This window comes from Microcoleus sp. B4-C1 (assembly GCF_036705285.1).
Lineage (GTDB): Bacteria > Cyanobacteriota > Cyanobacteriia > Cyanobacteriales > Microcoleaceae > Microcoleus.
On record NZ_JAUBUC010000032.1, the window covers coordinates 29449 to 44407 of the forward strand.

The 14959-nt window shown below is 47.2% G+C and carries 11 protein-coding genes; 6 read left to right on the forward strand and 5 right to left on the reverse strand.

Features of this window, described 5'->3' with window-relative positions; translation table 11 throughout:
- Window positions 1-50: 50 nt before the first annotated feature.
- On the forward strand, window positions 51-1388 hold the full coding sequence (locus tag QUB26_RS14790; RefSeq protein WP_333318591.1) for a PrsW family glutamic-type intramembrane protease: 1338 nt from the start codon (window positions 51-53) through the stop codon (window positions 1386-1388).
- Between the two features lie 36 nt (window positions 1389-1424).
- Here the strand turns inward: QUB26_RS14790 and QUB26_RS14795 are convergent, their stop codons facing one another.
- Window positions 1425-2108, reverse strand: a complete 684-nt coding sequence (locus QUB26_RS14795) for a PEP-CTERM sorting domain-containing protein (RefSeq protein ID WP_333318593.1) — start codon at window positions 2106-2108, stop codon at window positions 1425-1427.
- Between the two features lie 509 nt (window positions 2109-2617).
- On the opposite strand from QUB26_RS14795, the gene QUB26_RS14800 reads away from it, so the two are divergent.
- A complete protein-coding gene (locus QUB26_RS14800) occupies window positions 2618-3670 on the forward strand; it encodes a Gfo/Idh/MocA family protein (RefSeq protein WP_015178266.1) in 1053 nt (350 codons plus the stop codon).
- Window positions 3671-4245: 575 nt separating this feature from the next.
- Here the strand turns inward: QUB26_RS14800 and QUB26_RS14805 are convergent.
- The gene (locus QUB26_RS14805) at window positions 4246-5241 is read right to left on the reverse strand and encodes a GDSL-type esterase/lipase family protein (RefSeq protein WP_333244558.1); all 996 of its coding nucleotides are present in this window, start codon (window positions 5239-5241) and stop codon (window positions 4246-4248) included.
- Between the two features lie 397 nt (window positions 5242-5638).
- Here QUB26_RS14805 and btpA point away from each other — a divergent pair, with 397 nt between their 5' ends.
- From btpA to QUB26_RS14825, 4 genes are all read left to right on the forward strand, one after another.
- Window positions 5639-6526 (forward strand): photosystem I biogenesis protein BtpA, encoded by an 888-nt coding sequence (btpA, locus tag QUB26_RS14810; RefSeq protein WP_333057464.1) that lies wholly within the window; start codon window positions 5639-5641, stop codon window positions 6524-6526.
- Between the two features lie 114 nt (window positions 6527-6640).
- Entirely contained in the window at window positions 6641-7564 is a 924-nt protein-coding gene (locus tag QUB26_RS14815; protein WP_333057495.1) for a vitamin K epoxide reductase family protein, read from the forward strand.
- A 527-nt stretch (window positions 7565-8091) separates the two neighbouring features.
- Window positions 8092-10227, forward strand: coding sequence for a CHASE2 domain-containing protein (locus tag QUB26_RS14820; RefSeq protein ID WP_333318595.1), 2136 nt, complete (start codon window positions 8092-8094; stop codon window positions 10225-10227).
- 758 nt (window positions 10228-10985) lie between these two features.
- Window positions 10986-11246 carry a hypothetical protein gene (locus QUB26_RS14825; RefSeq protein WP_333244564.1) on the forward strand — a complete coding sequence of 87 codons (261 nt, stop codon included), beginning with the start codon at window positions 10986-10988 and terminating at the stop codon, window positions 11244-11246.
- A gap of 20 nt (window positions 11247-11266) precedes the next feature.
- Here the strand turns inward: QUB26_RS14825 and nadB are convergent, their stop codons facing one another.
- The 3 genes from nadB to QUB26_RS14840 all read right to left on the reverse strand — a co-directional run bounded on the left by nadB (window position 11267) and on the right by QUB26_RS14840 (window position 14903).
- Window positions 11267-12919 (reverse strand): L-aspartate oxidase, encoded by a 1653-nt coding sequence (gene nadB, locus QUB26_RS14830; RefSeq protein ID WP_333244567.1) that lies wholly within the window; start codon window positions 12917-12919, stop codon window positions 11267-11269.
- Between the two features lie 307 nt (window positions 12920-13226).
- Window positions 13227-13661 carry a photosystem II complex extrinsic protein PsbU gene (gene psbU, locus QUB26_RS14835; RefSeq protein WP_333244570.1) on the reverse strand — a complete coding sequence of 145 codons (435 nt, stop codon included), beginning with the start codon at window positions 13659-13661 and terminating at the stop codon, window positions 13227-13229.
- A 255-nt stretch (window positions 13662-13916) separates the two neighbouring features.
- Entirely contained in the window at window positions 13917-14903 is a 987-nt protein-coding gene (locus QUB26_RS14840) for an adenylate/guanylate cyclase domain-containing protein (RefSeq protein ID WP_333243783.1), read from the reverse strand.
- Between the last annotated feature and the right edge of the window lie 56 nt (window positions 14904-14959).

Genomic DNA, 14959 nt, shown 5'->3' on the forward strand with positions numbered 1-14959 from the left:
GCGAGCTCATGATTAATGACTAATGACTAATGACTAATGACTCATAACTCATGACTAATGAAATCGGATTTCTGCGACAAGTGCCAGCCCAAGACGCTGTGGGAACCCCAGTATCCAAGTACCAACTTTCTGAAGAAGGGGAATTGGTTATCGGACGCGATCGCAATTGTCAAATAACTTTAGAGTCGATCGCCCACGGCATGGTTTCCCGTCGCCACGCCATGATCCGTCCCCTAACCCAGGGTACTTTGACAAGATGGGAAATTTGCGACCTTAACAGCGCTAACGGAACTTATATCAACGGAAAAAAGCTCTCTGGTTGCCAAACTTTAGAAACAGGCGATCGCATCAGTCTCGGCCTGGACGGCCCTGAATTTATATTTGAATCTCCCGTAACCCCTTACCAAAATCAACCCGGATTAAGCTCACCACAAACGGGCAATTTTGCTGGTATCGAAAAAGACGCTCTCACTTTAACTCAATTATTCCCGATCGCCTCCACGGGCAAACAATTAAGCCAAAAAGCTTACTTATATCCAGGTATCGCCACAGTTATTGTTGTCGTGTCGATGTTTGTCGCCGTTGGCAATTCCGCAGCATTCAACTTGCTGCTGTCAGCTTACCTCGCCGGTGCGGCTTACTACTTTATCTATCAACTGTGTGGCAAACACAAGCCTTGGTGGGTATTGCTTGGTTCGGCTTTAGCTACAGTCCTGATTGTGATCAGCCCCTTATTAATTGGATTTATATTAGTATTTAGAGAAATTTTGCCCGGCCGTCTGCCAATCGAAGGCGAAACAATCAGTTTTTTGCCTTTTTTGACCAGAATGTTTTTCGGGGCGGGTCTAATGGAAGAATTGCTGAAAGCCCTGCCCGTTTTGGGAGCAATGTTGCTGGGAAATTGGCTGAAAAATCCGTGGCGCGATCGCATCGGCGTTTGGGAACCTTTAGACGGCATTCTGTTAGGAAGTGCCTCAGCAGTCGGCTTTACACTGTTAGAAACTCTGGGACAGTACGTTCCCAATGTCATCCAAAATGTCACTCTGCAAGCAGGGCCCGACGCCGGACAATTAGTAGGATTGCAGTTGCTAATTCCCCGGATTTTGGGTTCCGCCGCCGGACATATGGCTTACAGCGGCTATTTGGGATATTTTATCGGTTTGAGCGCCCTCAAACCCAGGAAGCGGTGGCAAATTTTGGGCGTAGGTTATTTCAGTGCTTCCGCACTTCACGCTTTGTGGAATGCGTCGGGAGCCGCCAGCGTACTTTTGCTGGCCTTGGTGGGAGTTTTGTCCTATGCGTTTTTGGTAGCTGCGATTTTGAAAGCCAGAGCTCTGTCTCCGAATCGAGAGCAAAATTTTGCAACTCGAATATTCTTGGAAAAGTGACTTCTGAGTGCTTAATTGTTGATGTGCGATCGCACCTCAAGCTGCCATTTTTTTCTTTTGTTTTAACCAGCTTAAACCTGCCAATGCTAAAGCTGTCCCCCCAGCAGTGAGAGGTTCGGGAACAGGTTCGGGTTCGGTATTCACTAAAGTGTAAGAAACCTCGGCATTGGGGGAGATATATCTAGAGTATATAACATAGCTGTCGGTGACGATCGATCCATCGTCTATATATGATTGATAGTTCACCTGTCTGTGTACTACCTCCCTACTCCACGAGCCAGAGGTAACTCCGATAGACCAATATGCGCTGCCCTCAACCCTCAAGAAAAAAGGCCCTCCTGGTTCGTCTGGAGGACTGATATAGTCTCTTATCGCACCGTCGCCGCCGCTGGCTTGCACTCCGAGAAACTGCCCTTCACGAAATACAGCTCGAACCCCTGCCAAATTATCATATTCTTTTGTGCTTCCCAACTCGGGAAAAGTAAAACCGTACATTCTTCCCTCGGAAACTGTCCCCTCGGAAATTCCTTCAATGTCTATTCCTGTAAGCAAGGAGTTATCCACCTTTAAAAAACCGCTACCTTGACCGTCAAAATTGATATTGTAGGTGAGTACGGCGGCTTGTGCTTTGTCTACTCCTGCTAATGACACCGCTGAAAACAAACTTAAAATTGTGCTAGCGATCGCACTTCCTAATCTGAGCCTTTGTTTTTGACACATTGTTTTTTATTAAGCTTTACGTAAGTCTAGTTGATTTGAGTGAGCGATCGCCCGTAATTATCCCCATTCTTAAAGTAAATTTTTTTGAATTCAAAGATTGCGGAATGTAAATAACCGAACTAATACGGATGCGTCATCTGTTGTATTTGTATAATTTCTGACTTTCACTATTACTTTTGAACACAAACCAGAAAAATGTTTGATCGTAATCGCCAAATATTCCGACGGGTTTGTGTTGTTGTTGCTATGCTGCCGACGATCGTCCCGCTAGCTATACACATTTTATAAATTTTGTCAATACGCAATTTCCAGATATTTTACCCCAGTATTCTGCCCTTGTGTATGATTCGCTTCTGCTTAATTGCCTGATGCGATAATCGCAACTGAACTTAGAAATTCTTCACAAATAGTTTGACTGTGGTACTATCTGGATGGCTGTGAGTAGCTGAGGGAAGCCAAGGGGCTTGATTCCTGTGGTGGTGGAGGAGAATCCAGGAGTGCTAGATAGGATGTCATTGGGATACGCAAACGTTTTCGCCCAGCGAAGTCAACCCGAACCCCTCCGCATTGGGGTGATTGGGGTTGGCAATATGGGCCAGCATCACACGCGAGTTCTGAGCTTGCTAAAAGATATCGAACTCGTCGGTGTTGCCGACATAAATGTAGAGCGGGGAATAGATGTAGCAAGCAAATACCGGGTTCGCTTCTTTGAAGACTACCGAGATTTGCTCGCCCACGTAGATGCAGTTTGCGTCGCCGTTCCAACTCGCCTGCATCACCCTGTGGGGATGTCTTGTCTCCAAGCGGGTGTTCACGTTTTAATTGAAAAGCCGATCGCGGCTAGCATTGCCGAAGCCGAATCTTTGGTCAACGCGGCTGCTGAGGCCCACCGGATTTTACAAGTGGGTCACATCGAGCGCTTCAATCCAGCTTTTCAGGAACTCGGCAAAGTGCTGAAAACTGAAGAGTTACTGGCATTGGAAGCTCACCGGATGAGTCCCTATTCCCAGCGGGCTAACGACGTATCGGTAGTTTTGGATTTAATGATCCACGACATCGACTTGCTCCTGGAATTGGCAGATTCCCAAGTAGTGAAGCTGACGGCCAGCGGCAGCAGGGCATCAGATTCAGGTTATTTAGACTACGTGACAGCGACGTTGAACTTTGCTAACGGCATTGTCGCCACCCTGACTGCCAGTAAGGTGACGCACCGCAAACTCCGTTCAATCGTGGCTCACTGCAAAAATTCTCTGACAGAGGCAGATTTTCTCAACAACGAAATCTTGATTCACCGACAAACAACCGCCAATTACGTGACGGATTACGGTCAGGTGCTTTACCGTCAAGATGGGTTGATCGAGAAAGTTTACACCAGCAATATTGAACCGCTCCACGCAGAATTGGAGCATTTTATTAATTGCGTGCGGGGTGGAAATCAGCCTTCTGTGGGAGGAGAACAAGCTCTCAAAGCTCTGCGGCTTGCGAGTTCGATCGAGCAAATGGCTCTCGACGGTCAAGCTTGGTATCCGAAAGAGCTAGAGTCTACTTTGCAAGTTAGTTAGAACGAGACAAATCTTGTCGTTTCCGGGTGCTTTTACAGTTTGGGTTTGTTGTTTGTTGAAGAGAATAACTGTTCCCATGCAACCGGATTCGATGTCAGCCGATTTGACATTTGAGACGGGGGCGCGAGCATTTCGGCGAGCGCGAGCATCGAGCCGCGCTCACTCGATTCGCGCGAGCGTCGAAGGATTTTAGACTTTAGATTGACTCTGCAGATGAATCTGGGGGCTTGAACTAAGGTTTAAATTTTTTTGCTCTCCACAACACGAGTCGGGGGCAATTGTCCGTCTTGAGGTGAGGTTAGGATTTATCAGAAAATTGGGTTGAAAACCCTGTCCTTGTAGGACGGCTTTTTTCCATTGTTAAGTAAAATAACAAATCCATCTTAACAAATGAAGATGGTAGAATAACCAAATCAGACAAGATGTAAAAACCTACCCCCGGACTGGGGGAAAGTCTACGCCCAAAACATTTTTGAGGAGATATGACTACGCACTCTTTTGTGCCCAGAGTAGTCAGCCTGGGAACCCTAGCTATAGGGATATTAAGACTGAAATGTCTTAAGAATCCCCGTGCCTTAAGGCCGGAGAGTGTCAAGCCAAAAAAGAGCGACTATTTGACGACTGATGGTTTTGCTAACTAGCTGATTTCCTTGAGGACTCAGGTGAATGCTGTCTCGATACAAAGTTGGAAATTCGGCCGCACAATTGAAAATGGGAAGAAAATCTATGTAAGTAATTTTCTCTGTTTCTACGAGTTCGGCGAGACGCGCTCTAGCCTTGACTTCCCAGTCGCGAGGGCCCGGGCCGCCGAGTTCGCCCCGCTTGGGCGTGACGGCTAGCAAAAACTCGATGTTGGCGGATACAGCTATTTTCTGGATTTGGCTAATAGCCTCTAAGTTGCAGCCTACTACATCGCCGCTTGTGGCTCCGGGTGCGGCCAATTGAGGAGTCGGCACTGCAGGTAGCAGGTAGCGGCTCAATAACTCTAACGTAGCCGATCGGGGTTTGCGATCCGGGTAAGATCGATCGCGCCCCACAACCAGATCACAAGGAGCCGATGCAAACAAATCGTCCGTATTGAGCAGTAAAACCAAAGCCTTTGCCCCAAAAACACCGAACCGCTTGGCGTAAGCAAGTTGATTCCTCGGCCCCCAAGAATTGGCTGAGGCATTGAGAACTTCAAAATTTAAATAGTTGACTTGTGAACCTAATTGTGCATCGCTCGCCAGATTCTGTACTTGCAGTCTCAAATTCCGAGCCATAATTTCCGAGATCGTATCTGTCTGATGTGTCCACCAACCGCCGTTGGCGACAGAATCTCCCAATAGCAAAACGCGCAGAGTTGACGGATCGGGGAGGGGGGCGATCGCTCCGCTACGCATCGAATACTCGTTAATCTCAATCCGGTTGCCCAAGCGGCGCACCTTCTGGTTGGGCGCCAACAAATAGCCGCACTCGGCATCGGCAATATAAATCAAGGGATTACCAAAACCCAGCAGCACCCGCAGCAGCACTTCGATTGCCGCCCCCAATGCTGCGGTGACAGCCAAAATTATGAGAACAACTTCCACCAGTCAACCTCGATAGAGAAGGAAAAACCCCTGCCGACACCAAGGTATAAAAAAGAATGCAACTGCAGTCAAGCTTTCAACCCCGATTGTAGTCAGTCGATTTGAGATTAAAGATTAAAGCATTGACTCCACAGATGAATCTGGGAAATATCCCTAAAATCTAAACTTTTTTGCTTTCCAGGACTCCTGTCTACAAGCAAGTATCCGTCTTTGAGTGAGGTGAGGTCGCCTTTGTAAAATCTAAAATCTAAAATCTAAACTGTTATGGCTGCGGGCTTTGAGCAACTTGGCGACCCGATTAAGTCAACCGAATCGCCCCCGTCGATATAGAATTCTAGAATATACCGTCAAAATCCGCCGTCAGCCGTCAGTGAACTTGGTGGTTTCAGGAAAATCCGTGGACTTAAAACAAATATTCAAAACGCCGAATCCCATAATCGGTGTCGTACATTTACAGCCTTTGCCAACTTCTCCCCGCTGGGGCGGAAACCTCAAAGCTATTATCGGAAGAGCCGAGCAAGAGGCTACAGCGCTGGCTTCTGGTGGCGCAAACGGTATCATTGTCGAGAACTTTTTCGACGCTCCTTTTGCCAAAGACAGCGTAGATCCGGCTGTGGTAAGTGCCATGACTCTGGTAGTCGAGAGGCTAACAAATCTCGTGACGCTGCCGATCGGCGTTAACGTGCTGCGAAACGACGCCCACAGCGCGATCGCCATCGCCTCCTGCACAGGAGCTCAATTCATCCGCGTCAACGTCCTCAACGGCATTATGGCTACAGACCAAGGCTTAATTGAAGGCCAAGCTCACCAGCTACTGCGCTACCGCCGGGAATTGGGCAGCGATGTCAAAATATTAGCAGACGTGTTAGTCAAGCACGGGCGACCCCTAGGCAGCCCCAACTTGACCACAGCCGTCCAAGAGACGATCGGGCGCGCTTTAGCCGACGCCGTAATCCTTTCCGGCTGGACAACTGGTAGCCCTCCCAATCTCGAAGACTTAGAACTCGCGAGTGCTGCTGCTGCTGGAATTCCAGTTTTCATCGGCAGCGGCGCCTCGTGGGAAAACATTTCCACCCTCATGCAGGCCGCTGACGGCGTAATCGTATCGAGTTCCCTGAAACGAAACGGCCGCATCGAGCAGCCCATCGATCCGATCCGCGTCAGTCAGTTTGTAGAAGCTGCCCGTCGCAGCTTGTCACAGAAAGAGCCCGAACAGGAAAATAGAGATGCTAATGGCTCAAGAGGGCCAACACCGGAACCGGGCAAAGTCACAAGTAAAACGTAAAATAGGAATTGTTGACTGTTGGCAGTAGTCATCAGTCATCAGTCATCAGTCAACAGTCAACAGTCATCAGTCGACAGTCAACAATTCCCAATTCCCAAATTACCAAATCAAAAAATGATTCGCCGACGTTCAACCCCTTGGATTCATCGCTGGTCTCGGACTGTGATGGCAGCGATCGCAGCCATAGGCGTCGTAGAAACGGCCTATCTCACGATCGCTAAATTCACCAATGGCTCGGTCATTTGTCCCACCAGCGGCTGCGACAAAGTTCTTAACAGTCCCTACGCCACAGTCTTTGGTACAGTGCCTTTAAGTTTGTTAGGCTGTCTGGCTTACCTGAGCATAGCAATCCTGGCATTGGCTCCCAAAGCTGTAAATCCCGCCACCAAGAAAGGACTGCACTCTCAACTAGAAAACAAAACTTGGCAAGCGCTATTTATCATCACCGCTGCGATGGTAATTTTCAGCAGCTATTTGATGTATTTGATGGCTTTTGAAATTCAGGAACTGTGCATTTACTGCGTCACTTCTGCCTTATTTGCGCTGTCGCTGTTTGTACTGGTGCTAGTCGGGCGCGAGTGGGAAGATATCGGGCAGTTGGTGTTTACAGGCATTTTGGTGGCAATGGTGAGTTCGATCGGCGCCTTGGGACTTTATAACAGCGTCAAATCACCTCCTCCTATTGTCTCTACCCCCGGACTTGCACCCCCTGCCGTCACTACCACCTCCGGCCCTGCCGAAATGGCTTTGGCCCGCCACCTCCGACAAATCGGCGCTAAAGAGTACGGCGCTTACTGGTGTCCCCACTGCCACGACCAAAAAATGCTGTTCGGCAAAGAAGCAGCCAAAATAATTGATTATTTTGAATGCGATCCCAGGGGGCAAAATTCCCGCGCCCAAATTTGCCAAGCGGCGGCTGCGAATGTTAAAGGTTTCCCCACTTGGGAGATTAATGGTCAGTTTTATGCAGGGACACAATCTTTGGATAAACTCGCTGATTTATCGGGTTACACCGGCCCCCGCACCTTTCAAAACTGACAGGAAAGTTGGAGATTATAGATGACAGATTTTAGATTGATTGGCCGGAAATATCCTGGTTTTTAACTTAGTTTATCGTTGGCTCGTGCGGCGAAATTAATCTAAAATCTCGCATCTATAATCAATAAAAAAATAGTAAAAATTAGTTACAACGAAAAACTTTAAAACAATTTGTGGCTCTCTAGTATTTAGAGCAGCGAATAAATACTAGAACTTTTACACAAAAAAAAACGCCAGAAACCGGGTTTCTGCTTCCAGAATGATTGTTGAAATGACATATTTTGGTGGCGAAACCCGGTTTCTGCTGTTGCAGCCCGATCGCACCGAAAAACTAAAAAATTGGATAATCTAAAATCTAAAATCGACTCGCTCGCACCGAAAAACCAAAAAATTGGATAATCTAAAATTTAAAATCTAAAATCTAAAATCGACTCGCTCGCACCGAAAAACCAAAAAATTGGATAATCTAAAATCTAAAATCTAAAATCGACTCGGAGATGTAAAACCTATACGTAGTAGTAGTTTAGATGCTCACAGGGCGAAGCCCAAATCCCCAAAATATGCTAGAAACTATCAAAAAATGGGTCGATCGAGAACGCCGAGTATTGATTACTGCGAGTGCCGTTGCTAGTACGGTCATTTTAATGCGCTGGTTCGGATGTTTTCAGGTGTGGGAATGGGCTGCTTTCGACCAATTTGTGCGCTGGCGACCGGCCGAACCCATTGACTCGCGCATCGTCATTGTAGAAATTAAGGAAGCTGACTTGCAAAAATACGGCTACCCAATTTCGGATGCTGTCTTGGCCCAATTGCTGCAAAAATTGCACGCTGGCCAGCCGCGGGCGATCGGCCTCGACATTTACCGAGATTTGCCAACTCAACCGGGTAACGCCGAATTGCTCAAAACTTTTAAAACTATTCCCAACTTAATCGGCATTGAATTGATGCCAGACGAAACCAGGTTGGGAGTTCGCCCACCTCCGGTACTTGACAAGCTCGATCGAATCGGTTTCAACAACGTTGTCATCGACGCTGACTCAAAAGTGCGGCGAACTTTGCTCTACGCTTGGCCCGGAGACGGCAAAACTCATCAAAGTTTCGCACTCAGACTGACTTTGCTTTACCTCAAAAGCGAAGGAATTTCGCCTCAACCAGCAAGAGTCAATCCTACATACTTGCAGTTAGGCAAGGGGGTTTTTCGGCCTTTTCAACCGAATGACGGTGCTTACGTTCGATCGGACAGCCGTGGCTATCAAATTTTGACCAACCTGCGCGGCCCACGAGGCAGTTTTCGCACTGCATCGATGAGCGATGTGTTATCTGGCACCGTACCTGCTGATTTTGTACGATCGCGCATTGTCTTGATCGGCTCAAATGCCCCCAGCCTCAAAGACTTTTACCAAAATTCTTACAGTTCCGGTTGGTTTAGTCCTCCCCAACAAATACCGGGAGTCGAGCTTCAGGCTCATTTCTTGAGCCAAATTTTGAGTGCAGCCATCGACGGGCGCGGGGGTATCAATGTCTGGCCAGAGGCTGCGGAGTTGCTGTGGATTTTGCTGTGGTCTTGGGCGGGAGCAAATGTGAGTTGGAATTTGCGATCGCTTGGTCGATCGGCTTACTGTTTATTAAGTATCTGTCTAGGTCTGAGTGCCAGTTTATACTTGGTATTTTTAGCCGGTTGGTGGCTACCGTTAATTCCTCCAATCGTCAGTCTTGTGGGTTCTGGTGCTGCTGTTGTGGGTTATCTGGCTCACTTGCAAGAAGAATTAAAACGGTCTAAAGAATTTTTACAATCGCTAATCGATACAATTCCCGACCCAATTTTTGTCAAAGATAGAAATCACCGCTGCGTAGTTTTGAATCAGGCATATTGTCGGTTTATTGGCTATCCTTTAGAAATTTTAACTTGCCGAACCGATTACGATTTATTTCCCCAAGCCGAAGCCGAGATATTTTGGCAGGAAAACGAATTAGTATTTCAAACTCACCAGCCGCGAGAAAATGAAGAATATTTTACTGACGCTCACGGAATTACGCATCTAATTGCGACTAAAAGATCCCTGCATAAAGATGCTGCAGGCAACCTATTTTTAGTCGGAGCAATCAGAGATATTACCGAGCGCCAACTCCGCGCAAATGCCCTCGAACAAAAAAATGCTGAGCTCAGCCACCAAGCTTATCACGATTCTCTTACCGGTTTGCCCAACCGCCAAATGTTTTACGAATGCTTGCATCAGTCTCTAGAAATTGCCTCCAGCAATCAGGAATTGGTAGCTTTACTGTTTTTAGATTTAGATGGATTTAAGTCAATCAACGACACTCTCGGACACAATGTGGGCGATTTACTCTTAAAAACAGTTGCCAGTCGGCTCAAAAAATGCTTGCGCGGCAGCGATACAATCTCGCGGTTGGGCGGCGACGAGTTCACAGTCATTTTGCCCGTAATTCCCGGCCGTGAGGAAGCTGCGAAAGTAGCTGAAAAAATTTGCGACGCCATTATGCAGCCTTTTATTTTAGAAGAACATACAGTTTCTGTAACTACAAGTATTGGCATTAGTTTATATCCCATTGACGGTCAAGAGCCAGAGATTTTAGTTAAGAATGCCGATGTTGCGATGTATCGTGCTAAGGAACGCGGGAAAAATCAATATCACTTTTATTAATTAAGACCAGTTAAAAACATAATACAACTGTAGGTAAAGTCCCCACCCCGATATTGATAAGTCATTTATAATTATTCAATTTTTTTATCTAAAATCTCAATTACTTCAGACAAAATTTGAGCAATTTTAGGTCTCAAACCTTAATTGGGCAGTGAGGGAGATACAGCATATTCGGTGGTTCGTGAAGTACATTATAAAGCTCTATTGTTGGTACATTGTTATGTAGGGTGCGGATCTGCTCATGTTTAATGAAACTTGCAGATTGACTGGTGGCGACGCACCTTACTTACGACAAGGTTGTGTGTACCGCATATACATGGAATATACTGTATTATTTCAGGCGTCCCCTGTGCAGCTAACTTCAGGAAAATAGCTTGTTGATCGAGCCTTAAACCGTAAGCTTTCTAAGCTTTTTGAAACCGTTCAAAAAAATGTTTTAAGTAGTGAAATCTCACATCTCAAATCACATAAATTTAAAGTCTCTAATCTGTCATCTGTCATTAGATAGATTTACCCCAAGATAAAACTTATGAGAGCAACTTGCCGTCTCATCTGAATGTTACAAAATATTAAAATCAATCACAACCTGAAACCAAATTCAAATCGCCAAAAGCCTTAATGTAAAAAAAATTATGTAAACTTACGAAAGTTAATTAAAGTAAATGTAAAGACATCAGTGGAAATACGGAAATTGATAGATATAATAGGTGGTACACACGTGGATCTATTGCGGTGATTGGAATAAGGCGGTGAATACTATGCGTACTTTGATTCAGCTCACAACAACGGCAACCCTGGCGGTCTGCCTGCAAGTGAATATAGTCGGCACCGCCAATGCGGCTCGACTTGCCAGCAACTCAGCTAGCAATTTCACAAAAGCCCGTAGCGCGGGCAAGATCCCGACGCCATTGACCCCCAGACTTGGGACAGTGACATCAACCTCTAGGTTTGGAAATCTCCAAAAATACGAACCAACCCCGAACGGGAACCCCGAAAGTGACGGTACGGGAACGCGCTGACCCCAAATTTTGAATAAATTTTAATCTTCTATTCGCGGAGATTTGTACCAATTGGATTGGTTAATTAAAGTATGGCTGCACCAATCCGGATCGGTGAGGGGATAGTCCACTCGGTAATGACCGCCACGACTTTCGGTGCGAAACGCAGCACTTTTGACAATTAAATAGCCGATATCCAATAAATTCCCAACTTCTCCCCAATTTCGCAAAATCGAGCTATTCTCCGTCTCAGTAGGGGAAAAATCAATAATTTGTCCGGGCCGTAAATTATCAAGCGTTTGACTCAAAGGCAACGAAGCAAATTCTTGCCGCCAAATCTCAAGTTGGACGATCGCACTTTCCAAATCCCGCTGTCCCCGGCAAATGCCCGCACTCTGCCACACCAAATTCCGCAATTCAACCCGCAACCTTTCGATCGCCTCAATGTCCTGTTCAGAAATCGATTTATCCCAGATTTCCTCTGCATCTAACTCATCTGTGAGTGCCTCGGGCTTTCCACCTTCTAGCTGCAAAAGTCCCATCTGCGCCCCAAAAACCAGACATTCCAGCAGCGAATTGCTCGCCAACCGATTAGCACCGTGTACCCCCGTGCTCGCAGTTTCTCCCACCGCGTACAAACCCGGAATCGAAGTTTGGTTGAACTTGTCAGCCACAATCCCTCCCATCCAGTAATGGGCCGCGGGCGTCACCGGCACCGGTTCGGAAAAAATATCAATTCCCCAATCAGCACACACTTGAATAATATTGGGAAACCTGTAGCGCAGTCGATCGACCGCAATCGGGCGCAAATCCAGCCAAACATGAGGTTCCCCCGTTTTTTGTAAGTGGCGGAAAATAGCGCGACTGACAACATCCCTAGGGGCGAGTTCCCCGCTGGGGTGAGAGTCAAAAGCAAAGCGATATCCCTTACTGTCAACCAAATGAGCTCCTTCTCCCCGCACCGCTTCGCTAATGAGAAACCGAGGCGCGCCCGCTGTGCTCAGCGCCGTCGGGTGAAACTGCACAAATTCTAAATCTCGCAGCAGCGCCCCGGCGCGCCACGCAATTGCCACCCCGTCCCCGGTACTTACCGACGGATTGGTCGTTTGAGCAAAAACCTGTCCGCCGCCGCCTGTCGCCAGCACCACGGCTTTAGCTTGCAGCCACTTGACTTGTGAGCCACAAATCGAGCTAATCCCCTGACAGCGCCCGGTTTGGTCTAGCCACAGACTCAAAGCAAAGGCAGGAGATACGAGTTGAATGTTTTTGCGGCTTAATACTTTTGCTGTCAGCGTACTGATGACGGCTTTGCCCGTAGTGTCGGCGGCGTGGAGAACTCGGCGGCGGGAGTGGGCGGCTTCTAGGGTGAGGGCTAAATCTGGGCCGGTGCGATCGAATGCAACGCCCATTTTCACCAGGGAGTCGATGCAAGCACCAGCTTCCTCGACTAAAAATTTCACCGCCTCCAAATCGCAAAGACCGGCTCCTGCAGCCAGTGTATCCTGAACGTGCAGCGCTGCGGAATCTTCAGGGGCGATCGCCGCAGCAATCCCTCCTTGAGCCCAATCGCTTGCAGAAACAGGTAGGGTATTTTTATTGATCAAGCCCACCTGTAAATGCTCTGGCAGGCAGAGTGCTGTGTACAAACCCGCCGCGCCAGCACCTATTACCAATACGTCAAATTTGTCAGTCATAAGTCTGCCGCCAGTCAATTTTAGATTTTAGATTTTAGATTTGAGAATTGAGTCTACAGATGAATCTGGGGACTTGAACTAATGTCACTCAAGGGATTTTAGATTTTAGATTTTAGACTTTAGATGAATAAGGGGAACCCGCTTATTTCAAGCTAGCGAATTTTTGCAGGCTTTTGCTCAATGGTGGTTGAAAGTAAGTCTTGAGAAATTAAAGGCAGAAGCCATCAGCCTGTAGAAAAAAATCTTTTCTTTCTGCCGAATGCCTTCTGCCCAATGACTTCTGACTTCAAATGAGACCCGCTGCTACCTAGTCGTATAGACCATTATTCAACCGGTTGTCTCCTTCAATAAAGACTGATTCAACATCAGTTACGGTGAATTTGTCCATGTTAGCTTGCAGCACTTTTTTCTGAGCATCCGTCAAGTCTGAAATATTGAGTACGTCCTCAACATTTTCGTAAGGAGCATTCTTAATAATTAGTCCAGCTAAAGTGGGATACAACCCTCGAAATTCCCGAAAGTCCCGGACGGCGCTGTTATTCAAATCAAGTTTTTTGCCGTATTCTGTGGCAAGCTTCTCATCGGCGCGATTGGTTCTAGCCGGAGCTTCAACAGCTAGGAGCGAGGATGATGGCAAGACGATACGGCTTAATGACGCCGCGATCGCGCTTTGGTCTCCAGCCCATGCAAAGCAGCCCAGCACTAAGCCCAATACTGCCAATAGACGACCCAATCGTTTCATGAAGTTTTGTCTCCCAATTTCATACACAGCATTTATGTAGAGACTACCATTTTGCTTATGCAGTTTTTCAGATAAATCCGCAATAGGTAGAGGGCTGTTATAAACTTTCCCTTGGGGTATTGACAACGCAGATTATATATGATATTGGCTGAGTTTTAAGCATCGCAGACAAGTTTATAAAAGGCACTCCAAATTAAAAACTCGGACTGCGATTTTAAGGGGTTAATTTTTGCCCCGCACCCACTTTTCTAGCTATCAAGAACTTTTTCCTTTCGTTTTGAGAAAAGCGTTCAAGTCAGCATAAGTACCGCCGTAAGTCACGGTGGGATGGTCGTAACCCTTCAAAGCAACGGTGTGCTGCTCGAAAGCGCCCTGGGCCCCTAATTGAGTCAGATATTTGTAGGTAGTTTCTCCCACAGCGATATCCTTGCCGAGTTGCTTGGTGCAAGATTCCAGGCGAAATGCTGCGTTTACAGTATCTCCCAAGGCAGTATAGTCCGATCGATCGCTGCTGCCAGAATTTCCCACCATAGCATAACCGGTATTGATGCCGGCCCCGACTCGCAAAGGAAAAGGCAGGGGGTAACGGCTGCTGAGTTCGTCTGTTGCCTTGTGCAGTTCGCTCAAAGCTTGGCAAATCCGCATCATTTCCTCGCTGCTGACACCGCTGGTTTTGTGGAACCAGACTGCCATGATGGCATCGCCGATGTATTTGTCCACCCAACTGCCGTGTTCGCGAATGATCTGTCCTGCTTTGCGGAACCAATTGCCGATGACTTCCGAGAGGAGGGTTTCGTCTAGCTGCCTAGTCAAAACTGTAAAGTCTCGGATGTCCATTACCATGACGCTAATCAGGCTACGCACCGTCAAAGTCGCCGTAAAATCTTCAGAGTCTGTCTCGTGTATTGGATCGTGTCGGTGGCCGGCGGTTGGGTTGTAGAAGTCCAATTCGGTTTGACCGAAAATAATCCGATCGCCATTTCTGAGAGTGACAGGAATACTGACCCGCCGCCCGTTGACAAAGGAACCATTGCGGCTGCCCAAGTCGATTAGGTAGAACTCTCCTGTCTCCATTTGCTGTAACATCGCGTGATTACGGGAAATCCAGCGATCGGTCAGTACAAAATTATTGTCATCGCTCCGCCCTACTGTCCAGCAATTGCTGCCGGAGAGCGGCAAGTAGCGATTGCCGCTTTTCTCTGTACGAAGTACCAAATGTGGATTGGCTTGCAAAGTCACCACAGCCCTAAAAACGACATCAAGTCAACCGGTTTGAGGTTTTAAACTTTAAATTTTAA

Bases quoted from the DNA above. Each gene is read 5' to 3' on its own strand.
- QUB26_RS14820 (WP_333318595.1), top strand. From the start codon at position 8,092: ATGCTCACAGGGCGAAGCCCAAATCCCCAAAATATGCTAGAAACTATC.
- psbU (WP_333244570.1), bottom strand. From the start codon at position 13,661: ATGAAACGATTGGGTCGTCTATTGGCAGTATTGGGCTTAGTGCTGGGC.
- QUB26_RS14795 (WP_333318593.1), bottom strand. From the start codon at position 2,108: ATGTGTCAAAAACAAAGGCTCAGATTAGGAAGTGCGATCGCTAGCACA.
- QUB26_RS14790 (WP_333318591.1), top strand. From the start codon at position 51: ATGACTAATGAAATCGGATTTCTGCGACAAGTGCCAGCCCAAGACGCT.
- nadB (WP_333244567.1), bottom strand. From the start codon at position 12,919: ATGACTGACAAATTTGACGTATTGGTAATAGGTGCTGGCGCGGCGGGT.
- QUB26_RS14800 (WP_015178266.1), top strand. From the start codon at position 2,618: ATGTCATTGGGATACGCAAACGTTTTCGCCCAGCGAAGTCAACCCGAA.
- QUB26_RS14815 (WP_333057495.1), top strand. From the start codon at position 6,641: ATGATTCGCCGACGTTCAACCCCTTGGATTCATCGCTGGTCTCGGACT.
- QUB26_RS14825 (WP_333244564.1), top strand. From the start codon at position 10,986: ATGCGTACTTTGATTCAGCTCACAACAACGGCAACCCTGGCGGTCTGC.